Source organism: Ectopseudomonas toyotomiensis (genome assembly GCF_900115695.1).
Taxonomy (GTDB): domain Bacteria; phylum Pseudomonadota; class Gammaproteobacteria; order Pseudomonadales; family Pseudomonadaceae; genus Aquipseudomonas; species Aquipseudomonas toyotomiensis.
The window spans coordinates 1-23,738 of record NZ_FOXK01000019.1; the positions used below are offsets into that span (position 1 = coordinate 1).

The window sequence follows — 23,738 nt, forward strand, 5'->3', positions numbered from 1 at the left end:
GAGCTGGGTTTAGAACGTCGTGAGACAGTTCGGTCCCTATCTGCCGTGGACGTTTGAGATTTGAGAGGGGCTGACCTTAGTACGAGAGGACCGGGTTGGACGAACCTCTGGTGTTCCGGTTGTCACGCCAGTGGCATTGCCGGGTAGCTATGTTCGGAAAAGATAACCGCTGAAAGCATCTAAGCGGGAAACTTGCCTCAAGATGAGATCTCACTGGAGCCTTGAGCTCCCTGAAGGGCCGTCGAAGACTACGACGTTGATAGGTGGGGTGTGTAAGCGCTGTGAGGCGTTGAGCTAACCCATACTAATTGCCCGTGAGGCTTGACCATATAACACCCAAACAATCTGCCCTCAACGCAGAGGGTGTCGATGGTGAAGTCGACAGAAAGCCGAAAATTTGCAAGAACTACAAATCATCTATCACGTATCCAAGGGATAGCGCCTCACCGCGAGATCCCAACCGAATTGCTTGACGACCATAGAGCGTTGGAACCACCTGATCCCATCCCGAACTCAGTAGTGAAACGACGCATCGCCGATGGTAGTGTGGTGCTTCACCATGTGAGAGTAGGTCATCGTCAAGCTCCTATACGAAACCCCAGATCGCCTAGCGGTCTGGGGTTTCTTCTTTGGCACGCGGAAAGCAGAGCTTCGTAGGGTGCGCTGCGCGCACCGACAAGGACGCGGTCACACCAGTGCACGCGGGGTTGTGGTGCTTTATCGGCATCAATAAAAAGGCCACCCTGAGGTGGCCTTTTGTGTTTCTGGGCGCTGATCAATCGCCGCGGTATTCGCAGCCGCTGGTGCAGGTCTCGTGGATGCGTACGCGCGACAGTTCCGGCAGCAGCGGTTTGACCTGTTGCCAGATCCACTTGGCGAGGACCTCGCTGGTTGGGTTTTCCAGGCCAGGGATATCGTTCAGGTAGTTGTGGTCGAGCTGCTCGTAGATCGGTTTGAAGATCGCCTTGATCTCGGAGAAATCTCGAATCCAGCCGGTATAGGGATCGACGTCACCTTCGATGTAAATGGCAACTCGGAAGGAATGGCCATGCAGGCGGCCGCATTTGTGGCCTTCCGGTACGTGGGGCAGGCGATGGGCCGCCTCGAAGATGAACTCTTTGAACAATTCCACTGAACAGCGCTCGCGTAAATGATTCCGCCTGAATGGCGTTGAGCGACACAGTTTATCAGGTCTGACCCGATTGCCGCCTAATCACCTCCGCTCTGCAGGTTGAGCACCACTCATAACCCCGCTATCTCAGAGGGGTTGCAGGCGTTCGGCCAGGCGGCCGCTTTCGACCAGTTCGAGAAATTCGTCACCGAGCCTGACGCTTTCGGCCATGGCCTGACGCCAGTAGCGCTCGCGCCCCTCATCATTGCCAAGGTAACGCTTGAAGTCGGTGCGATCCGGCAGTTTGCCGTGTGGCAGGCGCGCGAGGTAGTCGCGTGATGGTGCCAGCAGCAGTACGTCCTGCAGGCGGGTGCGGTCGCCGCGGCGCCAAGGCATGCTCTTGTCGAACCAGCCCGGTATCACCCGATCGGTGAAGTGCGGATAGAGCACGATGTCTTCGCCGTTGTAGGGCAGGTCGAGATGATAGTCGAGCAGACCGCCATCACGATAGGCACCTGGCTCCAGGCCTGGGATCTCACGAATCGCCTCCATCACCATGGGAATCGAGCCCGAAGCCAGCAGGGCGTGGCGCAGGTTCTCCGAGGTCAGCGCATGGAAGTGCGAACGGAAGTCGCTCAACTGAGCCAGGGGCGGCACCTGCCGTGCATCATGGAGGATCACCCGGTCGAAATGGCGGCCAAGGCGCTGGCGAGCGAGGAAGTTGTTGCCGATCACCGATGACAGGCCGAGGCTGAGTTTGCCGCGATGATCGTGTTGCAGCAGGCCGTGGCTCTTCACTACGACAATGTGCAGACGGTAGTGCGGGTTGGCGATGATGGCGGCATCCTGATCGGCGAGCAGCTCGTTGAGCATCTGCCGGCAACTGCCCGACACCTGAGCCATGCTCACGCCCTTGGCGAAGCGTTGAGAGGTGTACAGCTCACCGAGTCGTCGAATCCCCACTGCCGGATCGGGCAGGCAGGCACTGGCGAAGCGCCAAGAGCCGATGGAAGCGCCGATCAGCGCGCGTTCACGCGGCGCGCGAAGCAACCAGTCACCAAACAGCGCCAGATCCAGGCCTTGAATGCCGATGCCCTTGGGCCCGCCTGCTGCGCCAGGCAGGATGCCGACATCCGCCGGGCTCAGGCCATTCTGGCGAATGAGCGCCAAGGCTCTGGGGCCGGCTTTGAGTGTCAGGGCAGGGGATTTGATATGGATCGCGCTCATCGGTGCCTCCTTTCGCAGCAGGCGATTATAGAGGGCTGAGTGAGCAGGCCAAGCCACTTCATGCGGTGAATGACGTGAGTGAATTCAGCTTGAATTAAGTGCCTGGGCCTAGAGTGGCAGTCACTGATTCACTGCTGGAGAAACCCATGAAACGATTGATCAGCCTCGCAACACTTGCCACCCTCGTCAGCGCCGCTACCATTGCCCAGGCGCGTGATCTCGGCCCGGACGAGGCTCTGCGTCTGCGTGATGCCGGGACCATCAAATCCTTCGAACAGCTCAATGAAGCGGCACTGGCCCAGCATCCAGGCGCGCGCATCGAAGAAACCGAGCTGGAAGACGAATACGGTCGCTATATCTATCAGATCGAGCTGCGCGATACCCAGGGCGTGCAGTGGGACCTGGAGCTGGATGCCAGCACCGGGGAAATTCTCAAGAACCACCAGGACGATTGATGAAGTTTCGACGTACCACCGCGCTGTTGCTGGTTCTGGCATGCGGTCTCGCCAGTGTGCCGGGGATTGCGCGCGATCTCGACCAGGATGAGGCGCTGCGCCTGCGGCGTGAGGGTGTCATCATGCCCTTCGAGCAACTGATGCAGCACATTGGCAATGCCTACCCCGGTTCCACTCTGCTCGAAGCAGAACTGGAGGAGGAAGATGGCGTGCTGGTCTATGAAGTCGAGATTCTGACCACCTCGGGCGTGGTGCGTGAGCTCGAACTGGATGCCCGCAACGGCAATATTCTGAAGGATGAGGAAGACGACTGATGCGCCTGTTGCTGGTGGAAGACCATGTACCCCTGGCCGATGAGCTGACCGCCAGCCTGACGCGCCAGGGCTATGCCGTGGACTGGTTGGCCGATGGTCGTGATGCGGCCTATCAGGGCGCCAGCGAGCCTTATGACCTGATCATTCTCGACCTTGGCCTGCCAGGCAAGCCGGGGCTCGAGGTGCTGCAGGAGTGGCGTGCCGGCGGACTGGCTACACCGGTGCTGGTGCTGACTGCGCGAGGTTCGTGGGCCGAGCGCATCGAAGGGTTGAAGGCCGGCGCCGACGACTACCTGACCAAACCCTTCCATCCCGAGGAGCTGGCCCTGCGCATCCAGGCGCTATTGCGTCGTGCCCATGGCCTGGCCAACCAGCCGCAACTGGAGGCCGCCGGCCTGCAACTGGACGAGAGCCGCCAGTGCGTGACCTCGGGCGGCGAGGCCATCGATCTGACGGCCGCCGAGTTTCGTCTGCTGCGCTACTTCATGCTGCATCCCGGGCAGATTCTCTCCAAGAGCCATCTCGCCGACCATCTCTATGACGGCGAGACCGAGCGTGATTCCAACGTCATCGAAGTGCACGTCAACCGCCTGCGCGGCAAGCTCGGGCGCAACGTGATCGAGACCCGCCGCGGGCAAGGTTACCGCTTTACCGGAGAGCAGGGTTGAGGTCCATTCAGCGTCGGCTCGGTATTGGCCTGGCCGCTACGCTGCTACTGGTCGGACTGGTTCTGGCGCAGGCCAGCCTCTGGGTATTCGACCGTGGCCTGCGCGCTTATCTGGAAGAGGATCTGCGTGACGAGGCGCAAGGTCTGTTGGCCGCTCTGGTCCGTGGTCCGGCTGGTTTGCAACTGGATGAGCGGCGTCTCGATCCCTCGTTCCAGCGGCAATTCTCGGGGCATTACTTTCGCATCGATTTTTCCGATCGCAGCTGGCGTTCGCGTTCGCTGTGGGATCGCGAGCTGCTCAAACCCAATGGCATTGGCATGCAGGCCGAGCTGGGCGACGGCCCGCAAGGCCAGTTGCTGCTTATCTACCGCGCCGACTACCGCCGCTATGGCGAGAATCTGTCGATCAGCGTGGCGCAGGATTACCAGCCGATACTGCAGAGTTTTCGCCGCATGCAGTGGGTGGGTTTGGGCCTGGGAGGCGCTGCGCTGCTGCTGATCCTTGTTGCCCAGCGCTACACCGTTCGCCGTGCTCTGCGCCCACTGGAACAGGTGCGTCAGCAGATCGCGCAACTGCAGCAGGGTCGACGTACCGATCTGGATGCCGAGGTGCCCGAGGAGCTGGAGCCTCTGGTCGCACAGATCAACCACCTGTTGGCGCATACCGAGGACACCCTCAAGCGCTCGCGCAATGCATTGGGCAATCTTGGCCATGCGCTGAAAACGCCGCTGGCCGTGTTGATCAGCCTGGCGGGTCGCGAGGAGTTGGCGGCTCATCCGGCCCTGCGCGCGACCATGCGTGGACAGTTGGAGCAGATCGAGCAGCGTCTCAGCCGCGAGCTGGGGCGTGCGCGCCTGGCTGGTGAGGTGCTGCCGGGGGCACGCTTCGATTGCGCGCAGGAGCTGCCAGGATTGTTCGCTACCTTGTCGATGATTCATGACCGCGGCCTGAGTCTGGACTGGCAGGCGCCGCCAGGCCTGATGCTGCCGCGTGATCGTGAAGACTTGCTGGAACTGCTCGGCAACCTGCTGGACAACGCCTGCAAATGGGCCGATCAGCGCGTGCAGTTGACGGTGGAGGAGAGCGCCGAAGGCTATCGCCTGTCTGTCGATGACGACGGCCCCGGCATCGATGCCGAACGCCGCGAGGCCGTGCTGGGCCGCGGTACTCGCCTGGATGAACAAGTGGCGGGGCACGGCCTGGGTCTGGGTATCGTGCGCGATATCATCGAGGCCTGGCATGGCCGTATAGAACTGCAGGACAGCCCGCTGGGCGGGCTGCGAGTGGTAGTGAGTCTGCCACGGCGTTGAACCTCAGGCTCACGCCGGTCACACCATCGTCTGGTGGGTTACGCGGCGCGGTAAGTTCGCTGGCGTCTGCAAACGCTATGTTCAGCGCCGCTAATCCACCCTATGGATCCCTTACATACCGTTGGCGAAGGCCGAGTTGTCGAAGCTGATGGCGGCGCGTACCGGCTGCAGGGCGTGGGCGTAACGCACCAGTACATCGAGCGCGTAATCAATGCGGGCGCGGATGCGCTCATCGGCTTCGTCCAATGCCTGCGGGCCGTTCAACACCTTCTCGACCTGACGCACGATCAGGTGCTCCGGCAGGTAGCACAGGCGGCAGTTCTTGTAGCTGGAGGCGCGCAGTTCGCTGATCGGGTAGGCGCCACCAATACTGGAGGAAACGCCAACCAGCAGGCCCGGCTTGTGCGCCAGTTCGGCCTTGCTGGCGTAGATGAAGAAATTCTTGATCGCCGGGCAGGCCATGCCGTTCCACTCCGGTGCGATGATCACCACCGCATCGGCAGCCGCCAGTTGTTGCTGGTACATGGACCAGGGGCCGGCATCTTCAGCGGGCCACAGCGGCAGGGGCGCCAGGCCCAGATCGATGATGCTGCTGGTGTCCTGAGTGGTTTGCCCCATCTCGATCAGGCGCTGACGCAGCACGCGAGCGACCTTTCCCGATTGGCTGTTGTTGCGGCTGGAGCCGGCGACCAAGGCGATATTGAGCATGCTGCTTCCCCCGAAAAAAGAACGCAGGCTAGGCGATTGCCTGCCTGCGCCGCAAGGGAAGCGCCGCCAGATCGAGGATGATTTGGCGTCATGTCCACCTGTGCGCGGCCCGGATTGAGGTGCGCGCGGCGCACCCTACCTGAGGTTACACGCGGAACTGATCCATCAGGCTCTGCTGGTGATTGGCCAGGCGATTGAGGTTCTGGCTCACCTGCGCCGACTCGTCGGCCTGCGCGGTGATGGACTCGGTGACGTCGCGAATCGAGGCGACATTGCGGTTGATCTCCTCGGCCACCGAACTCTGCTCCTCCGCCGCGCTGGCGATCTGCAGGTTCATGTCGGTAATGGTGCTGACCGCCTGGCTGATGCGCTGCAGCGCAGCCACGGCCTGCTGCACCTGCTCGACGCTGCCCTGAGCCTGGCGATGGCTGCTGTGCATGGTGCTGACGACCTCGCGCGTACCGCTCTGCAGGCCCTCGATCACCTGGCGAATTTCCTCCACCGAATCCTGGGTGCGTTTGGCCAGGTTGCGTACTTCGTCGGCGACCACGGCAAAGCCGCGACCGGCTTCACCGGCGCGCGCGGCCTCGATGGCGGCGTTGAGGGCGAGCAGGTTGGTCTGCTCGGCAATCGAGCGAATCACCTCCAGCACCGAGCCGATCTGCTCGCTGCTGCTGGCCAGACCTTCGACTTCCTGCATGGCCACGTTCATTTCATTGGCCAAAAGATCGATGGTGCTGGTGGTGCGGTCGATCACCTGCAGGCCTTCGCGGCTGGCCTGGTCGGCATTGCGCGCGGCTTCTGCGGCCTGCGCGGCATTGTGTGCGACATCCTGAGCGGTGGCGCTCATTTCCTGGAAGGCGGTGGCCACCTGATCGACCTCGCGGTACTGCTGCTGCATGCCGGCGCTGGTCTGGCTGGCGATGGCCGCCGACTGATCGGCCGTGCTGCGGGCGTCGATCACGCTGTTCTTCACGTCGGCGATGATGGGCTGCAGCTTGTCGAGGAAGCGGTTGAACCAGCCAGCCAACTCGCCCAGCTCATCCTGACGGGCGTATTGCAGGCGGCGGGTCAGGTCGCCTTCGCCGCTGGCGATATCCTTGAGCATGGCAGCCACACCAAGAATCGGCCGCGTTACGCCGCGTGCCGTCAGCCACATCAGCAGCAGGCCGGCGATCACCGCGACAAGCCCCATCAGCAGCGCGACCAGACTGTCACTGGCGCGGTTGGCATCGAGCTGTGCGCCCAGCTTGATGGCACGCTCAAGCAGCACGTTCTGAGGTACTTCGAGCAGCACCGACCAGGGCTTTGACTCGGGGATGGGTTTGAACGGGCTGATCTCGCGGAGCATGTCACCGTGATGTAGCTCGGCATCGCTGCCGCTCTGGATCAGGCCGCGCAGTTCGCTGGCGTTTTCGGGAAAGGCGCGCTCGACCGGCTGGCTCAGCAGGTTGCCGTCACGGCTGTGGCCCGCCAGCAGGGCGCTGGGGCTGAAGATACTGATATGGCCCTGGCCGTCGTATAGCTCGCGATTGGCCTCCTGGCTGATTTGTTGCAGGCTGGCCAGGCTGATATCGACGCCCATCACGCCGATGATCTTGCCGTCGAGTTCCAGCGGGAAGGCGATGCTGGTCATCAGCGTCTTCTGCCCGCCGACCTCGTCGTAATAAGGCTCCAGTACGCAGGCCTGACGAGTCTCGCGCGGGCAGGTGTACCAGGCGTTGTAAGGCACGCCGTTGTCACCCGGCGTGGTGTCGCCGAGCAACTCTTCGGTCATGGCCTCGGCTTCCAGCTTGCCAGCCGTGGGCTGTGCCCAGTACAGCGCGAAGCGCCCTGCGTCATTGCTGCCCAGGTCGGGCTGGTCGGCGAACAGCTCGTCCTTGCCGTCCAGAGCGTTGGGTTCGAACACCAGGTACAGGCCGAGCAGGGCGGGGTTGGCTTCCAGGCTGCTGCGCACCTGGCGGGTCAGGTCTTCACGCAGGTCGAAGGCATCGAGAAAGCGCTTCTCAGCCTGCTCGCGCAGAAACAGGATCTGCCGGGAAAACCCCTTGCCGTACTGGTAGGCGTCCATGAAGTAACGCTGGATGCGAATCGCCTGTAATTCACTGCGCGCCTTGAGGCGTAGTGTCGCGCTCTCTTCCAGCATGGCAGAGCTGGCGTCGCGCACCAGGCTGGCGCTGCGGCTGGACTGATACTGCGAGGCGCCCACCAGCAAGGTGACGATGGCGAGCAGGCACAGGCCGGCGAGCAGGGTGATCTTCCATTGGATCGAAAGACGGCTGAACAGCATGGTGCGTTCCTTTCTACATGGACTAACAGGGTTATCGGTGTGCAGCCCGCATTCTTGATCGATACGGTGTGTGGTCGGAATTATGCACGTTTCGATTTAAATAATGAACGAGCATGCGTTTTGACAGGTGTGGCTCGCTTACGGCAGAGTACGCGGCTTTTTGCGCCGTGCAGGTGGAGTGCTTTATGAACGCTGTAATCGCTGCGGTCGGCATCATGCTGGTCCTCAGTCTCTGTCGCGTACACGTGGTCGTGGCGCTGATCATTGGTGCGCTGGCCGGTGGGCTGCTTGGTGGGCTGGGCGTCGAGGGCACGCTGAAGGCGTTCAACCAGGGGCTCGGTGGTGGGGCGACCGTTGCCCTTTCATACGCGCTGCTGGGCGCTTTCGCGGTGGCCATCGCCAAGTCGGGCCTGGCTCACGCCTTGGCGGACAAGGCTCTGGCGCTGGTCGGCAAGCAGCAGGAAGGCGCAGGTGGTGCGCTGAAGTGGCTGCTGATCGGGCTGCTGCTGGCGGTGGCGATCTCCTCGCAGAACCTGCTGCCGATCCACATCGCCTTCATTCCGTTGCTGGTACCGCCGCTGCTCTATGTGTTGAGCAAGTTGCAACTGGACCGTCGCCTGATCGCTTGCGTGCTGACCTTCGGTTTGATCACCCCATATATGTTCCTGCCGGTGGGTTTTGGCGGCATCTTCCTCAACGAGATCCTGCTGGCCAATGTCGCCAAGTCCGGTGTCGACGTTACGGGCATCAGCATCACCCAGGCCATGGCCATTCCAGCGCTGGGCATGCTTTGCGGGCTGCTCGTGGCGGTGCTGTTCAGCTATCGTGGCAAGCGCGTTTATGACCTGGAAAAGGTCGCCCAGGCCGAGCGCGTGGATGTGCAATACAACCCCTTGAGCCTGCTGGTTGCGGGGCTGGCCATCGCTGCAGCGTTCGTCGTGCAGCTGTGGCTGGACTCGATGATCATCGGCGCGCTGGTCGGCTTCGTGATCTTCTCGGTGTCCGGCGTGGTGCGCTGGAAAGAGGCGGACGGCCTGTTTACCGAAGGCATGAAGATGATGGCCATGATCGGCTTCATCATGATCGCTGCGGCCGGTTTCGCCGAGGTGATGAAGACCACCGGTGAGGTCAAGACGCTGGTCGATAGCTCGGCAGCCCTGATCGGCCACAACAAGGCCGTTGGCGCGCTGCTGATGCTGCTGGTCGGGCTGCTGGTGACCATGGGCATTGGCTCTTCCTTTTCGACCATCCCGATCATCGCCGCGATCTTCGTGCCGCTGGGCGTGCAACTGGGTTTCAGCCCGCTGGCCATCGTCTGCATCGTCGGCACGGCCGGTGCCCTGGGCGACGCCGGCTCACCTGCCTCGGACTCGACGCTCGGGCCAACCTCGGGGTTGAACGCCGACGGTCAGCACAACCACATCTGGGACAGCGTGGTGCCCACCTTTCTGCACTACAACCTGCCGCTGCTGGCGTTCGGTTGGGCCGCCGCTATGCTGCTGTAGAGGCGTGAACAGACGCCGGATTAAGTTCTCGGCGCCTTGGGTCGCTTAATTCCTCCACGGGGTTGCCGATATATCGGTAGCCCCGTTTTTGGTTTCGCACACAAGGACAATAAGAATGCGCCTGACATTGAAAGCCAAGGTAATCCTGCTTGCGCTGGTTCCCGTCATCCTCTTCGCGCTGGTGCTCAGCGGTACGGCGGCGAGGGTGTTGCAGAATCTGGCTGCTGACGAAGTGGCCGAGACCCGCGAGCGTCTGCTGCAGGAGAAACGCAGCGAACTCGAGCACTATATCCAGATCGCACTGGGCTCGGTGAAGGGGCTCTATGATGGTGCCGCGCAAGGCGACATGGCCAGTCGCGACCAGGCCATCGCCATCCTCTCGAAGATCAAGTACGGCGCCGACGGCTACTTCTTCGGTCACGACTCCAACGTGGTGCGTCTGTTTCGTGGCGACAGCCCGGTGGATGTCGGCAAGAGCCTTGTCGACCGACGCGACTCCAATGGCGTCTACATCAACCGTGAGCTGGTCAATGTGGCGAAGAACAACACCTATTTCGTCAATTATTCCTCGCCGCTGCCGGGCAACGAGGCCGTGCAGGTGCCCAAGCTCGCCTACAGCTACTACCTGCCCAAATGGGACATGGCCCTCGGTACCGCGCTCAACCTCGACGGTATCGAGGCGCAGATCGTCGAAGTACAGGGCGAGATCGACCGTCGCATCGGCACCATCATCACCAGCATCATGGTGGTGGCGGCGATCCTCCTGCTGGTTTTCGGCGTGATTGGCGTGTGGTTGGGCAACGCTTTCCTGCGTCCGCTGCAGCAAATCAAGGCCAACCTCGATGATATCGCCGCGGGTGAGGGCGATCTGACCCGCCGCCTGCCGATCACCAGTGAGGACGAGTTGGGCCAACTGGCGGGTTCCTTCAACCGTTTTGTCGAGAAGGTGCATGGCCTGGTGCGGCAGATCGTCGAGATGACCGGGCAGCTCACCGAGCTGGTGAGCCAGGTTTCGGAACAGGCGCAGCGCTCCGAGCAGGCCATGGGGCAGCAGCGCCACGAAACCGATCAGGTGGCCACGGCGATCAACGAAATGTCCGCCGCCGCTCACGAAGTCGCCAAGAGCGCGCAGAACGCCGCTGAAGCCGCGCAGCAGACTGATCGAGAAGGGCAGGCGGCGAAGAGCGTGGTCGATGGCAGCATTCAGCGTATTCACTCGCTGGTCGAGGACATCCGCAGCAGCGGTGTATCGCTCGACAACCTGCAGCAGGACGTACTGTCCATCGTCAGCGTGCTCGACGTGATCCGCTCCATCGCCGAGCAGACCAACCTGCTGGCGCTCAACGCCGCCATCGAAGCCGCGCGCGCCGGTGAGGCCGGGCGCGGTTTTGCCGTGGTCGCCGATGAGGTGCGTGCGCTGGCCAGCCGCACCCAGCAGAGCACCCAGGAAATCCAGGGCATGATCGACCGCCTGCAGCAGGGCACGCAGCAGTCAGTGACTTCGATGCGCCGTTCCAGCGATGCGGGCGAGCTGACCAGCGAGCAGGCCAACAAGGCCGGCGAATCGCTCGATGCCATTGCCCAACTGATCGCCACCATCAACGCCATGAACGCGCAGATCGCCAGCGCCGCCGAGGAGCAGACGGCAGTGGCCGAGGAGATCAATCGCAGCGTGCATCAGATCGCCGTTGCCGTGGATAGCGTTGCCGACGAAACCGAGCGTGGCGCGCAGACAGCGCGCAGCCTGGCTGGACTGGGTGATCGCCTCGGGGCGCTGGTGCGTCAGTTCCGCATCTGAGTCAGAGCGGGAAGCTCCAGCGACTGAATGCGTCGCTGAGCAACTCGATCCAGGCGCGGACAGCCGGCGACATGCCGCGCCTGTGGGTGTAGGCCAACTGGACATAGCCCTCTGGCACCGTCCAGTGCGGCAACAATGACACCAGGCTGCCATCGGCCAATTCCTCATGGCAGTAGGTGGTGGGCAGCAAGGTAATGCCCACCCCTGCCAGTGCCGCCGACTTGCGCATGGGAAAGTCGTCGACGGCCAGGCGCGCTTCCAAAGCGATCTCGCGAGCTTCCTGCGTCGTGTTGTGATGAAAGCGCAGGTGAATGCGCCGGTCGGCTCCGATGGCGCCCAGCGCTGGCAATTGCTGCAGATCTTCAGGCTGCTCCAGGCGCAGCCCGGCGATCAGATCCGGGCGCGCCACCACCAGCGCGCGCGCCGGTAGCAGGCGGCGAGTGATCAGGCCTGGTTCTTCGTCATCGGCGTTGCGCACGCGCAGGGCGACGTCCACAGCCTCGTTGAGCAGATCGATACGGCGGCTGGTCTGCACGACCTCCAGTTGCACCCTGGGATAGCGCGTCAGAAAATCATTGATCACGTCGGGCAATAGGGCCACGCCCGGTGGTGTGGAGAAGCGCACCCGACCACGCGGTTCGCTGGTCAGGTTGGTCACGGTTTCCTCGGCCTGTTCGGCCTCCAGCAACATGGCTTGGCAATGGCGCAGGTAGCGTTCGCCGATATCGGTCAGCGCCAGTTTGCGTGTCGAGCGTTGCAGCAAACGCGCGCCAAGGCGTTGCTCCAGCTCGGCGATGCGCCGCGACAGGCGCGATTTGGGAATGCCCAGGGCGCGCCCGGCAGCGGCGAAACCACCGGCTTCCACTACCTTGGCGAAGTAAAACAGATCATTGAGGTCATGCATGTCATCGTCCTATCAGTAGGACGAACTATCGCATTTTTGCCATCTTATCGGCTATTGGTTCCATCGGTAGCCTCGGTGCAATTGCGTCACCACGTCGCATAGCACTCTGGAGAGCACCTATGAAACTACTGCACCTCGATTCCAGCATCCTCGGCGATGCTTCCGCTTCCCGTCAGCTCAGCCGTTCTGTAGTCGAGGCCTGGAGCGCTGTGACTGCAGATGTTCAGGTGACCTACCGCGACCTGGCCAGCGATGCGCTGAGCCACTTTTCCGCTGCCACCCTGGTAGCCGCCGGCACTCCGGCCGAGCTGCGTGACGCCGCGCAGAAACACGAGGCCGAGCTGGCCGAACGCACCCTGGAAGAGTTTCTCGCGGCCGATGCCATCGTCATCGGTGCGCCGATGTACAACTTCGCGATTCCCAGCCAACTGAAGGCCTGGATCGACCGCATTGCCGTCGCCGGCAAGAGCTTCAAATACACCGAGAATGGCCCGGTAGGGCTGGCTGGCGGCAAGACCGTGGTGATCGCCTCCAGCGCCGGTGGTATTCATGCCGGCCAGCCGTCTGGCCAGGCGCATGAGGACTATCTGGTGCGCATGCTGAATTTCGTCGGCATCGATGACATCGAGATCGTTCGCGCCGAAGGCCTGGCCTACGGCGAAGAGCCGCGCGCCGAAGCCATGAAAGGTGCAGCGCAGCGTATCTCCGAGCTGTTCGCCACTGCCTGAGCAGAGCGTTGAAACAACAAAGCCCGCGAAAGCGGGCTTTGTTGTTTCTGTAGCGTGTGGTCAGACGATGATGCCCTGGCTGCGCAGGTAGTCGTCGTAGGTGCCGGAAAAGTCGGTCACGCCGTTGTCCGACAGCTCGATGATGCGCGTGGCCAGGGAACCAACGAATTCGCGGTCATGGCTGACGAAAATCAGCGTGCCCGGGTAGTTCTCCAGCGCCAGGTTGAGCGCTTCGATCGATTCCATGTCCAGGTGGTTGGTCGGTTCGTCCATCACCAGCACGTTGGGCTTCTGCAGAATCAGCTTGCCGAACAGCATGCGGCCCTGCTCACCACCGGAGATGACCTTCACCGACTTGAGAATCTCGTCGTTGGAGAACAGCATGCGCCCGAGAGTGCCGCGGATCACCTGCTCACCGGTCGTCCACTGGCCCATCCAGTCGAACAGGGTCACGTCATCTTCGAAATCGTGGGCGTGATCCTGCGCGTAGTAGCCAACCTCGGCGCTCTCCGTCCATTTCACCGAACCGGCATCCGGGGTCATTTCGCCGACCAGGGTGCGCAGCAGGGTGGTCTTGCCGATACCGTTGGGGCCGATGATCGCCACGCGCTCGCCGGCTTCGACGGTGAAGCTGAAGTTCTTGAACAGCACCTTGTCGTCGAAGGCCTTGGATACCTTCTCGATGGTCACGGCCTGGCGGTGCAGTTTCTTGCTCTGCTCGAAGCGAATGAACGGGCTGACGCGGCTCGACGGCTTGACCTCGGCCAGCTGGATCTTGTCGATCTGCTTGGCGCGGCTGGTGGCCTGCTTGGCTTTCGAGGCGTTGGCCGAGAAACGGCTGACGAAGCTCTGCAGCTCGGAAATCTGCGCTTTCTTCTTGGCGTTGTCGGCCAGCAACTGCTCGCGCGACTGGGTCGCGGCGGTCATGTACTCGTCGTAGTTGCCCGGGAACAGGCGCAGTTCGCCGTAATCCAGGTCAGCCATGTGGGTGCAGACCGAGTTGAGGAAGTGACGGTCGTGGGAAATGATGATCATGGTGCTGTTGCGCGCCGTGAGGATCGTTTCCAGCCAGCGGATGGTGTTGATATCCAGGTGGTTGGTCGGCTCGTCGAGCAGCAGCACGTCCGGGTCCGAGAACAGCGCCTGGGCCAGCAGCACGCGCAGCTTCCAGCCAGGGGCGACTTCGCTCATCGGGCCGAAGTGCTGCTCGAGCGGAATGCCCAGGCCCAGCAGCAGCTCGCCCGCGCGCGATTCTGCGGTGTAGCCGTCCATCTCGGCGAACTCACCTTCGAGCTCGCCGACCTTCATGCCGTCTTCTTCGCTCATCTCTGGCAGCGAGTAGATGCGGTCGCGCTCGGCCTTGACCTTCCACAGCTCCTCGTGGCCCATGATCACGGTGTCGATCACGTTGAATTCTTCGTAGGCGAACTGGTCCTGGCGCAGCTTGCCCAGGCGCACGTTCGGCTCGAGCATCACCTGGCCGCCGGAGGGCTCGAGGTCGCCGCCAAGAATTTTCATGAAGGTCGACTTGCCGCAGCCGTTGGCGCCGATCAGGCCGTAGCGGTTGCCGTTGTTGAACTTGACGGAAACGTTCTCGAACAGCGGCTTGGCGCCGAACTGCATGGTGATGTTAGCGGTGGAAATCAAAGGACTTACCTATCAGTAACTTGAGGTGCGCTGTTTAAAGGGTGATACCGCTTTCGAGCCTTTCAGCCCGGCCCGAACCGAGGAAGACGAACCTGCGCATATGAGTGAACGCTACGCCCCTGCCGGCAGACGAGCCGATAGGCTGGTGAGGCATGGGGGAGTGTCGGGCATCGTGGCGCCGGGGCCTGGTGCTGCTCAGGGCGACGTCGAAGCGCGCAATGGTATCACTTGGCACTTCGAACCACAGCCCGTCATGGGCCGCTCGAGATAAAAGGGGGCAAGGCGGCGGTCATTTTAGTGATCACCGCTAGGTGAAAAGGGCGAGGTGGGACGACCTGACTCGCAAGGCTGGTGCTTCGCAAGCTGAAAAATTTGTAATAAGAATGATTCGCTATTAATGTTCGCAGCGGTCGCCATGCTTGTCCATGGTGTTTTCAGTCTGTTGGTATGCGCCGCTTTATGTCCCCGTCCGAAACCGATTCGATCATTCCCCTTGAGGTGCTGTACGGCACGCATCAGGGCTGGCTGCATGGCTGGCTGCGGCGTTCGGTCGGCTGTTCGCAGCAGGCGGCGGATCTGGTTCAGGACACCTTTCTGCGCCTGCTGGTGCGTGATCAGCCTGTCGATAATCGGGCGCCTCGTGCCTTGCTGGCGCGTATCGCACGTGGCCTGGTGATCGATCATTGGCGGCGCGATGCGTTGGAGCGCGCGTATCTCGAAGCCCTGGCGCTGTTGCCCGAGGCGAGCCATCCGTCGCCGGAGGTTCGCTATGAGGCCTTGCAGTCCCTGGAGCGTATCGCGCAGTTGCTCGAAGGGTTGAAGCCCGCCGTGCGCGAGGCGTTTCTGCTGTATCAGCTCGGCGGCCTCAACCATGCGCAGGTGGCGCGGCAACTGGGCATTTCCAGTCGTACCGTTGAGCGGCATGTATCCAATGCCTTGCTGCATTGCTATCGCCTGTGCTTCGAAGCCGCGCCGTGATGGCCGCCGGGCAGCCTTCCGAGTCCATCGTCCGTGCGGCCATCGAATGGCAGATGCGCCTGCGCGCCGAGCCTGCCAGCGCCGAGCTGCAACGCCAGTTGCATGACTGGCTGGCGCAAGACGAACAGCACGACCAGGCCTGGCAACGCCTGCAGCAGATGGCCGGGCTGTTTCGGCTGAATCCGCTGGGCGATGCGGCGCAGGCCATTCCCTTGTTGCAGCGGGCCGAGGCGGATCTGAGTCGGCGCCGGATGCTCAAGCTGCTCGGTTTGACGGCCGGTAGCGCTACGCTGCTGGCGGCGGCCTCGGCGCCGGTGTGGCGCACTGACTTCGCCACGGCCACCGGCGAAACACGGCGGCTCGAGCTGCCGGGTGATGTCGAGGTGCTGCTCAACACCGGTAGCTCAATCGATGTTCACGACCAGGAGCTCCTGTTGCGTAGCGGTGAAGCGCTGGTCGAGGGCGCGCAATGGCAACTACGTTGCGCCTTTGCCGAGTGCGTGGGGCACCGCGCGCGCATGTCGGTGCGCGAGTACGACAACCGCAGCGAAATACGGGTGGCGCAGGGTGAGGTTTTGGTTCGCGCCGCGGCGGGGCAGCGTCAGTTGCTGGCCGGCGAAGGGCTGGCGGTATCGGCCAGGGGCATGAGTCCGCTGGGGCGAGGCGCACTCGATCCCTTCGCCTGGACACGCGGGCTGCTGGTGGTCAACGACATTCGCCTGGTGGATTTTCTCGCCGAGGCGGGGCGCTACCGGCACGGCTGGCTGGGCTGCGATCCGGCGGTGGCCGACCTGCGCCTGTCCGGTGTGTTCCGCCTCGCTGAGCCTGAACTGATGTTGCGCAACATCACCCATCTGTTGCCGGTGGCGCTGGTCGAGCGAACCCGTTGGTGGGTGCGCGTTGTGCCCATCGCTTAAAAATTTTTGTCGGACTTTGGCGGCTCATCCGGTTAGGGGTGATCACTCCCTGAATGGATACCCTCATGCGCTCTACCTGCTCTCTGCCGTCGTGCCTGCAACCGCGCAAGCTGTCCACTGCCATTTGTATCGCCCTGGCGCTATGCGGCGCAGCCACCAGCCCCGCGTTGCTGGCGGCCGAGCCGGCGCCGCGTGCGTCCGCTGCTGATGTACCGGGTGGGGCGCTGGATCAAACGCTGAGCCTCTATGCCGAGCGGGTCGGCATCACCTTGTCGTACTCGCCGGAGACAGTCCGCGGACGGGTAAGCCCCGGCTCGGCAGGCGCACAGTCGGTCGAGGAAGGCTTGTCGCAGATTCTGGGTGGCACCGGGCTGGTGGCCGAGAAGACCGCGTCCGGCTATGTGGTGCGGCCGCTACGCGCCGACGACAGCTATCAGCTGCAGCCAGTGACTGTCGAGGCCGCGCCGACGCAAAGCGCTTTCGCGCCGCTGCCGGGTTATTTCGCCAGTAATGCCAGCACGGCGACCAAGACCGATTTGCCGATTCTGCAGACCGCGCAGAGCATCAGTGTGGTCACCGCCGGGCAGATCGCCGATCGCAAGGTCGATCGCGTCGAAGACGCCGTGGCCTATAGCGCTGGCGTACGTACCGGCGGCTCGGGGCTCGATCCGCGCTTCGATCAGATCAACATCCGCGGTTTCGACACCACCATGTCCGCTGACTTCCTCGACGGTCTGCGCCAGCCCTACAACGGCTGGTTGTCGATCTACGGCACGGAGGCCTACGCCCTGGAGCGCATCGAGGTGCTCAAGGGCCCGGCTTCGGTGTTGTACGGGCAGATCAGCCCCGGCGGCATGGTCAACCGGGTGAGCAAGCGGCCCAGCCTGCAGGCGAAGAGTCAGGTGGAAATCCAGGCCGGTAATCACGATCACCGGCAAGGGCAGTTCGATGTTGGCGGCAAGCTGGACGAGGCGGGCGATGTGCTGTTTCGCACCGTCGGCGTCTATCGTGACGCCCACTACGACATCGAACAGCTGAACAATGACGTGCGCATGCTGGCGCCGTCGCTGAGCTGGCAGATCGATCCGGCCACCAGCTTGACCCTGCTCGCGCAATATCAGGAGCGCGAGACCGCCGCCTCGCCAATGCTCTATCACGACGGTAACCGCCTCACCGATTTCTGGCAGGGCGATGAGTACTTCGACAAGCTCGGCCAGCGTCAGTGGACCTTCGGCTACGAGTTCGAACACGCCTTCAACGACACGTTCAGCCTGCAGCAGAATCTGCGTTACGGCCAGCTGGACACCACCAACCAGTACCTGCAACCCAACGGCACGATCACCAACGGGGTGATGGAGCGTTATGCCGTCGGGGTATACGAGGATATGGAGTCGGTGAGCAGCGACACTCGCCTGGTCAGCCGTTTCGCCACTGGCGAACTGCAGCACACCCTGCTGACTGGCTGGGATTACGCCTGGTTCGACAGTTCGGTGCTTTACGCCTCCGGGCCGGCGCCGTCGATCGACATCAACGCACCGGATTATCACCAGCCGGTCAGTCGTCCAGGCACCTTGCTGGCTGACCAGGACAGCCTGACCCAGCGTAGCGGCATCTACCTGCAGGACCAGATCGAACTCGACCGCTGGCGTCTGTCGGCCGGCGTGCGCCGCGACTGGGTGCATGTGCGCACCAGCGACAACCTGAGCGATAGCAATAGCAAGCGCAGTGACTCTGCTACCACCTATCAACTGGGGGCGTTGTATCTGTTCGACAATGGATTGGCGCCCTATGCCAGCTATGCCGAGTCCTTCCTGCCGCAGAGCGGCAGCAACGCCGCCGGCCCGCTCAAACCGACCGAAGGCAAGCAGTACGAGATCGGCCTCAAGTACCAGCCGCCTGGTACCAGTGCACTGTTCACCGCGTCGCTCTATCACCTGACGCAGGAGAACGTCTCGACCCGCGACCCACTCGATCCGCTCAACACCGTACAGACCGGCGAACAGGTATCACGTGGTCTGGAGCTGGAGGCCGTGGCCGACCTCAGCGATCGCCTGCATCTGACAGCCAGCTATAGCTACAACGACTCCGAGGTGACCAAGAGCAACGATGGCAACCAGGGCAAGGACCCGAAAAATACGCCGCGCCACATGGCGGCGCTGTGGCTCGATTACAAGCTACCGCTTGGTCTCGGTTTCGGTGCGGGCGCGCGCTACACCAGCAGCGTCTACGGCAACAACATGAACACGGTGAAAAGCGAGGACTACACCCTGTTCGACGCCGGGGTGCACTACGACTTCGCTGGCGACCTGGACGGTGTGCGTCTAGCCGTCAATGCCCGCAACCTGACCGACAAGCAATACGTCAACTGTCAGGATGGCTATTGCTATCGTGGCGAGGCGCGCAGCGTGGTCACCAGCCTGAGCTACAGCTGGTGAGTGCGCTGAGCTGGCTGCGCGGCGCCGTAACGGCGCTAGTGCTGGGTGGTTTTGCCTCTGCCCAGGCCAACCAGGTCAATCTGGACGCTAGTGAACAGTGGCTGATGACGAGTGCCGAGGGCCGTGACTACCGCATCATGGTCAGCCTGCCGGAGGGCGATGTGCCTTACACCGGCGGTTACCCGGTGGTCTATCTGCTCGACGGCAATGCCTACTTTCCGACATTCCATGCAGCCAAGCGGGCGCAAAAGCAATGGCGCAAGGCGATTATCGTCGCCATCGGCTACCCCAGCAGCACGCCGCTGGATTTCGAGCGTCGTGCGTTCGACCTGTCGCCGCCGCAACTGCCCGAGCGCAATGATCCACCGCAAGGTGGTCAGGACCTGTTTCTCTATTTCATCGAGCAGCGTCTCATGCCGCGGGGCAACCAGCGCTTCAAGGTCGATCAGGACCAGATCAGCCTCGTCGGCCATTCCTTCGGTGGCATGTTCGGCATCTACGCGTTGTTTACCCGGCCGCAGCTGTTCCAGCATGTGGTCGCTATCAGTCCCAGCCTGTGGTGGCGTGACCGCTACCTGCTGGAGCATGAGCGGGCATTCACCAAACGAGCGCATGCAGGAGAACTGGATCTGACCCACCGCAGCCTGAGCATGTGGGTGGGCGACCGTGAAATGCCGCAGGAAATTCAGGATGTACGTTCACTGCAGCTGCGTCTGGAATCCCTCTCGCAGTACGGTCTGCGCAGTGATTTCCAGCTCGAGGCGGGCGAGGACCATATGTCGATCCCGTTTCGTGTCACCACCCGGGTGCTGGAAGAGCTGATGAGCACACGGCGCTACTGAGTAGCGCCGCATCTAGAGCTGAGCAGGGTGTGTTGAGGTCCAGTCGGGTTGATTCGGCATCCATGCATGGACTAGGCGGCTGGCGCGTGTACGCGCCACCTAAGGGTGAACACGAACGCTGGTGGGCTCGGCTGAGAAACCCTGTGCGAAGGCATGGCGTTGTGCTCCCGGTGGGTAAATCTGGCGCTTCATCAACATACTGCTCCACAGCCGGACAATGTTGGCGTCGTCCAGCCTGGCCTGCGCTTAACGCCGTGAGCGGACAGGTGGGTACATCAATATCGTGGTCTGTCCCCGGTTACCCCTCTTGGCTGACGGCCGTACGGGCTTGCTCTTGGCTCGCTTGCCAGACACCCAGGCCTAGTTGAGGAATCAGGTTCCCGTCGGACAGCTCGATCATAGGTTGGTGGTTCGTCATGGTTACCTCACTAGGGGATTAACAAAACTGCTCAGAAGTTGGGGGTGTTCAGTGATCAACGGATCACTTTGCTTGCAATGTGGTTCTTGCCGATCTTTCCACCATTACGGAAATGGCCATGACCGCGATGCCTAGAAGCGCAAGCAGGGCTCCAACCCCCCCTGTTGATGACCAGCCCAGACCCATGGCGATAGACATCCCTCCGAGGCTCGCTCCCACCGCGTTCGAGATGTTGAAGGCGCTGTGATTGAGTGCGGCAGCAAGTGTCTGTGCGTCTCCGGCGACATTCATCAAACGAACCTGGAGAGCGGGTACCAGAGCGAAGCCACAACCGACTAGGAACAGGACCGCGAGCGTCCCGACTTTCGACGGAGCGAACAGAGAGAACAAAGCTAGGAAAACTACGTTCCAGACCATGATGGCGAAGATGGCTCTGACCAAACCGCGGTCCGCTAGCCAGCCACCAACCAAGTTGCCGACGATCATTCCAACGCCCCAGAAGGCTAGCACCCTCGGCACCTGGTTGATCGAGAAGCCAGTTACCTCTGTCAGCGTTGGAGTGATGTAGCTGTAGACCGCGAACATGCCGCCGAAGCCGATAGAGGCAGTTGCCAGCGTTAGCCATATCAATGGCCGCTTGAGCCCGCTCATCTCGGCCTTAGGACTGGCGTTTGGATCACGCGGTACCGACGGAACATACAGCCAGAACAAGAGCATTGTGGCGATACCGGCTACTGCAAGAGATCCAAACGCTGTTCTCCAGCCGAAGGTCTGACCTATCCAGGTCGCCGCGGGCACACCTATCACGTTGGCGGCCGCCAGACCGGCCATTACATATCCAGCCGCTTGTGCCTTTCGCCCCTCACCCACCATGGCCGCAGCAACCAGGCAGGCCACACCGTAGTAAGCGCCATGAGGTAGGCCGGCTAAAAAGCGGGCACCCAGCAGGCTGGAGTGATCCCATGCAACGGCACTGGTGGCGTAACCGATGGCAAACAATGCAATGAGGGCAATCAGGAGTGCTTTGCGAGACGAGCGTGCCGCGAGGATTGCGATCAGCGGAGCGCCGACTACCACCCCCAGCGCATACGCGCTGATGTAGCTGCCTGCCGTTGGTATAGACACCCCAGTACTTTCGGCGAGGCCAGGCAAGAGACTCATCGAAACGAACTCGCCGGTGCCGATGAAAAGACCTCCAAGCCCAAGGGTAGCGATCGCAGTTGCTACTCCATGTGGGGCGTGTATTTCTGAACTGTCTGAGGGATGCGGTGAAGCGCTGGATATCGTGGCCATGGAATTCTCGGAAAAAGATCCCCACACCTGCAAAGGGTGGGCAGTGCGAAGGAGCAGTAAGAGAGTGCTGCGATTCAGCGCGCGTCGATGGTGTTTAGCGCGGTGGGGCTACATCAGCGATATACGTGTTGAACTGATCGCGGTATTCGGGATGCCATCGAGATAAGGCAGGCCGGTTGTGGATAAGGTCGTCTGCGCTCCACTGCATGCGTCGCTGATCTAGCTCGCGACTGACTTCGTTGTCCTCGCAGAAGATGTAGAAGTCGCCACGAGCCAATCCCTCCAGCAAGCGATCGACAACCTGATCGGCTGTCCAAGGAGCGCTGGGCTTTGCAGAGCCTGCAGCCATCCCTGGAAAGTTCATCGGTGTGAACGTGTAGCCGGGAATCAGGAGGTGAGCAGATACGCGGCCATTTGTGCGCTCGCGCAGCTCGTGCTCAAGGTGCTCGGTCAGCACCTTCACGGCGACCTTGGAGACGGAATAGGCGGTGTTTCCTGGGGGGGTGGTAATTCCTTCCTTGGAGCCAACATTCACTACTACGGCTGGAAAGTTCTGAGTGAACAGGTATTCGACGAACAACTGCTGAACTACCAACACAGCCCAGAAGTTAACCTCCATCGTCTGGCGCCACTGATCTTGGTCGTTCAAGGGGCCAGCCCCTTTCAGGATGGCAGCGTTGTTGACCACGAAAGACACTTCGCCGAACTCTCGGGCCACGGTAAACAGTTCCTGCAATGCGCTTGGAGACGTTACATCCCCAGTGACAATGGTCACCTGAGCACCTGCGTTCTTGCCGTACAGCGACAGTACTGCAGCGTCGAGTGCGGTCTGGTCCTTATCGAATAGAACAACTTTCATCCCCAATTGGGATAGGCGACTAGCAATTGCATAGCCGATCCCGACTGCAGCGCCGGTGATGACCGCAACTCCGTTATGACGGATAGCGGGATGATCCATGGGCAATCTCCTGGGTTGGGATTAGGTGGACGAATCCACGCGAAGAATTAGTTCGGTGATCTCAGCTGGCACGCCGAGACGAATGGGGAATCCATTCCAGAGACCAGCTCCATTGCTCGTATAGAGCGTCATCGCCCCCACCTGGTAAGCGCCGGAGACGAAACCTTCGTTGGCATAGCGGCCTATCCGATCCAGTCCCTTGATCATTCCCCCGTGGGTGTGACCGGAGAGCTGGAGTGCTATGCCTGCCTGGGCAGAGCGATCTGCGCCAGCTGGTCGATGCTTGAGGAGGATGATGGGAGCAGCTTCTGGCACTCCCCTGAGCGCGGCATTCAGGTTCGGCCCAGCCATCCCGAACTGAGCGGCAGCTTCGTCGGTGAGACCGGCTATGACGAGCGACTCGGTGCCGGCTCCAATCACTACGTGCTCGTTCAGCAGCATCCGCATGCCGAGGCGCTCGAACTCGGCACGCCACTGAGGCTCGTTGAAGTAGTACTCGTGATTTCCTGGAATGCCGATGATGCCGAGGCTAGCCCTCAGTCCTGCCAGCGGGGCTACATCGAGCTTGCGATCAGTTGTTGTCCCGTCAATCAGATCGCCTGTGAACAGAATCAGGTCGGGATCAAGCGCGTTGGTACGGGCAACAACTGCATCTACCCATGGCGCCTGAAAGAGTTTGCTGATGTGCAGATCTGTCAGTTGCACCACGCGTAGGCCATCCATCGTTTGTGGCAGATTCTTGATCCTCACTTCCACTGTGCGAACGCCTGGCACCTGCACCGCTTGGTACACGCCAAATGCCGACAGAAGAAGGGCGAAAGATGCGGCCAGGTACCGACTGCTGGGTCCTACCAACTTTTTGGCTGCACGTACGCGCAGGACTGACAGAACGCCGTTGGCCAGATCTGCCAGCACCACAAAGACGAACAACAGAACGAACGAGCAGAAAGTCCAACCGGCGACAAGCACTGCCCACCGCGGCATCTCGGGTGAGAACATGGTTCCGAATACCCAGATCTGAATCAGGTGGTACTTCGATACCACGAGCAGAACGGCAGCCAGGGCAGTACGTCCGCCCTTTGAGATCGGTAACGGGAGGATGAAACGCCACAGGACGTATAGGTAAGCAAGGCCAAGATAGACGTGAAACACAGGAGCAGCTCTTCCAGGGATGATGGACTCAGATCAACCATCGTTGAATTTTGTTAATGGTACGCTGTAGATGGAGTCGA

20 protein-coding genes and 2 rRNA genes are annotated in these 23,738 nt (G+C 61.6%); 13 read left to right on the plus strand and 9 right to left on the minus strand.

What is annotated here, in order from left to right:
- Both BM186_RS25160 and rrf read left to right on the plus strand, forming a co-directional pair.
- Positions 1 to 329, plus strand: a 23S ribosomal RNA gene (locus BM186_RS25160); the annotation flags it as partial.
- A gap of 139 nt (positions 330 to 468) precedes the next feature.
- A 5S ribosomal RNA gene (gene rrf / locus BM186_RS25165) occupies positions 469 to 584 on the plus strand.
- Between the two features lie 191 nt (positions 585 to 775).
- Here rrf and queD read toward each other — a convergent pair.
- Together queD and BM186_RS25175 are read right to left on the minus strand one after the other, a co-directional pair.
- Positions 776 to 1,132 (minus strand): 6-carboxytetrahydropterin synthase QueD, encoded by a 357-nt coding sequence (gene queD / locus BM186_RS25170; RefSeq protein ID WP_021488842.1) that lies wholly within the window; start codon positions 1,130 to 1,132, stop codon positions 776 to 778.
- Between the two features lie 126 nt (positions 1,133 to 1,258).
- Entirely contained in the window at positions 1,259 to 2,338 is a 1,080-nt protein-coding gene (locus tag BM186_RS25175) for a patatin-like phospholipase domain-containing protein (RefSeq protein WP_074919109.1), read from the minus strand.
- A 146-nt stretch (positions 2,339 to 2,484) separates the two neighbouring features.
- Between BM186_RS25175 and BM186_RS25180 the strand changes: the two genes are divergently transcribed.
- From BM186_RS25180 to BM186_RS25195, 4 genes are read left to right on the plus strand one after another with little or no spacing between them, the layout of a single operon-like run.
- The gene (locus BM186_RS25180) at positions 2,485 to 2,793 is read left to right on the plus strand and encodes a PepSY domain-containing protein (protein ID WP_021488844.1); all 309 of its coding nucleotides are present in this window, start codon (positions 2,485 to 2,487) and stop codon (positions 2,791 to 2,793) included.
- Positions 2,793 to 3,107 carry a PepSY domain-containing protein gene (locus BM186_RS25185; protein ID WP_072426372.1) on the plus strand — a complete coding sequence of 105 codons (315 nt, stop codon included), beginning with the start codon at positions 2,793 to 2,795 and terminating at the stop codon, positions 3,105 to 3,107. Before BM186_RS25180 ends, BM186_RS25185 begins: the two co-directional genes overlap by 1 nt.
- Complete coding sequence (locus BM186_RS25190; protein ID WP_024310251.1) at positions 3,107 to 3,775, plus strand: response regulator transcription factor; 669 nt, start codon at positions 3,107 to 3,109, stop codon at positions 3,773 to 3,775. Before BM186_RS25185 ends, BM186_RS25190 begins: the two co-directional genes overlap by 1 nt.
- A complete protein-coding gene (locus BM186_RS25195) occupies positions 3,772 to 5,085 on the plus strand; it encodes an ATP-binding protein (RefSeq protein ID WP_074919111.1) in 1,314 nt (437 codons plus the stop codon). The genes BM186_RS25190 and BM186_RS25195 overlap by 4 nt, the downstream gene beginning before the upstream one ends.
- Positions 5,086 to 5,196: 111 nt before the next feature.
- Here the strand turns inward: BM186_RS25195 and BM186_RS25200 are convergent, their stop codons facing one another.
- Positions 5,197 to 5,793 (minus strand): NADPH-dependent FMN reductase, encoded by a 597-nt coding sequence (locus BM186_RS25200; RefSeq protein WP_074919113.1) that lies wholly within the window; start codon positions 5,791 to 5,793, stop codon positions 5,197 to 5,199.
- Between the two features lie 145 nt (positions 5,794 to 5,938).
- Positions 5,939 to 8,083: a methyl-accepting chemotaxis protein gene (locus tag BM186_RS25205; RefSeq protein ID WP_074919115.1), complete on the minus strand. Its 2,145-nt coding sequence runs from the start codon at positions 8,081 to 8,083 to the stop codon at positions 5,939 to 5,941.
- A 185-nt stretch (positions 8,084 to 8,268) separates the two neighbouring features.
- Between BM186_RS25205 and BM186_RS25210 the strand changes: the two genes are divergently transcribed.
- Complete coding sequence (locus tag BM186_RS25210; protein ID WP_074919117.1) at positions 8,269 to 9,588, plus strand: Na+/H+ antiporter family protein; 1,320 nt, start codon at positions 8,269 to 8,271, stop codon at positions 9,586 to 9,588.
- A gap of 115 nt (positions 9,589 to 9,703) precedes the next feature.
- On the plus strand, positions 9,704 to 11,386 hold the full coding sequence (locus tag BM186_RS25215; RefSeq protein WP_074919119.1) for a methyl-accepting chemotaxis protein: 1,683 nt from the start codon (positions 9,704 to 9,706) through the stop codon (positions 11,384 to 11,386).
- A 1-nt stretch (position 11,387) separates the two neighbouring features.
- On the opposite strand, the gene BM186_RS25220 is transcribed toward BM186_RS25215, so the two are convergent.
- The gene (locus BM186_RS25220) at positions 11,388 to 12,290 is read right to left on the minus strand and encodes a LysR substrate-binding domain-containing protein (RefSeq protein ID WP_072426366.1); all 903 of its coding nucleotides are present in this window, start codon (positions 12,288 to 12,290) and stop codon (positions 11,388 to 11,390) included.
- Positions 12,291 to 12,409: 119 nt separating this feature from the next.
- Here BM186_RS25220 and BM186_RS25225 point away from each other — a divergent pair, with 119 nt between their 5' ends.
- Positions 12,410 to 13,018, plus strand: coding sequence for an FMN-dependent NADH-azoreductase (locus BM186_RS25225; RefSeq protein ID WP_021488851.1), 609 nt, complete (start codon positions 12,410 to 12,412; stop codon positions 13,016 to 13,018).
- Between the two features lie 60 nt (positions 13,019 to 13,078).
- On the opposite strand, the gene BM186_RS25230 is transcribed toward BM186_RS25225, so the two are convergent.
- Positions 13,079 to 14,665 (minus strand): ABC-F family ATPase, encoded by a 1,587-nt coding sequence (locus BM186_RS25230; protein WP_074919120.1) that lies wholly within the window; start codon positions 14,663 to 14,665, stop codon positions 13,079 to 13,081.
- Between the two features lie 459 nt (positions 14,666 to 15,124).
- On the opposite strand from BM186_RS25230, the gene BM186_RS25235 reads away from it, so the two are divergent.
- The 4 genes from BM186_RS25235 (at position 15,125) to BM186_RS25250 (ending at position 19,837) form a co-directional block, all read left to right on the plus strand.
- Positions 15,125 to 15,643, plus strand: coding sequence for a sigma-70 family RNA polymerase sigma factor (locus BM186_RS25235; RefSeq protein WP_074919122.1), 519 nt, complete (start codon positions 15,125 to 15,127; stop codon positions 15,641 to 15,643).
- Positions 15,643 to 16,560, plus strand: a complete 918-nt coding sequence (locus BM186_RS25240; RefSeq protein WP_074919124.1) for a DUF4880 domain-containing protein — start codon at positions 15,643 to 15,645, stop codon at positions 16,558 to 16,560. Before BM186_RS25235 ends, BM186_RS25240 begins: the two co-directional genes overlap by 1 nt.
- A gap of 65 nt (positions 16,561 to 16,625) precedes the next feature.
- On the plus strand, positions 16,626 to 18,995 hold the full coding sequence (locus BM186_RS25245) for a TonB-dependent siderophore receptor (RefSeq protein WP_074919127.1): 2,370 nt from the start codon (positions 16,626 to 16,628) through the stop codon (positions 18,993 to 18,995).
- Positions 18,992 to 19,837: an alpha/beta hydrolase gene (locus tag BM186_RS25250; RefSeq protein WP_241519902.1), complete on the plus strand. Its 846-nt coding sequence runs from the start codon at positions 18,992 to 18,994 to the stop codon at positions 19,835 to 19,837. Before BM186_RS25245 ends, BM186_RS25250 begins: the two co-directional genes overlap by 4 nt.
- Positions 19,838 to 20,318: 481 nt before the next feature.
- Here the strand turns inward: BM186_RS25250 and BM186_RS25255 are convergent, their stop codons facing one another.
- The 3 genes from BM186_RS25255 to BM186_RS25265 all read right to left on the minus strand — a co-directional run bounded on the left by BM186_RS25255 (position 20,319) and on the right by BM186_RS25265 (position 23,658).
- Complete coding sequence (locus BM186_RS25255) at positions 20,319 to 21,548, minus strand: MFS transporter (protein WP_074919129.1); 1,230 nt, start codon at positions 21,546 to 21,548, stop codon at positions 20,319 to 20,321.
- A gap of 94 nt (positions 21,549 to 21,642) precedes the next feature.
- A complete protein-coding gene (locus tag BM186_RS25260; protein ID WP_074919131.1) occupies positions 21,643 to 22,506 on the minus strand; it encodes an SDR family NAD(P)-dependent oxidoreductase in 864 nt (287 codons plus the stop codon).
- 21 nt (positions 22,507 to 22,527) lie between these two features.
- Positions 22,528 to 23,658 carry a metallophosphoesterase gene (locus tag BM186_RS25265; protein WP_074919134.1) on the minus strand — a complete coding sequence of 377 codons (1,131 nt, stop codon included), beginning with the start codon at positions 23,656 to 23,658 and terminating at the stop codon, positions 22,528 to 22,530.
- Positions 23,659 to 23,738 lie beyond the last annotated feature (80 nt).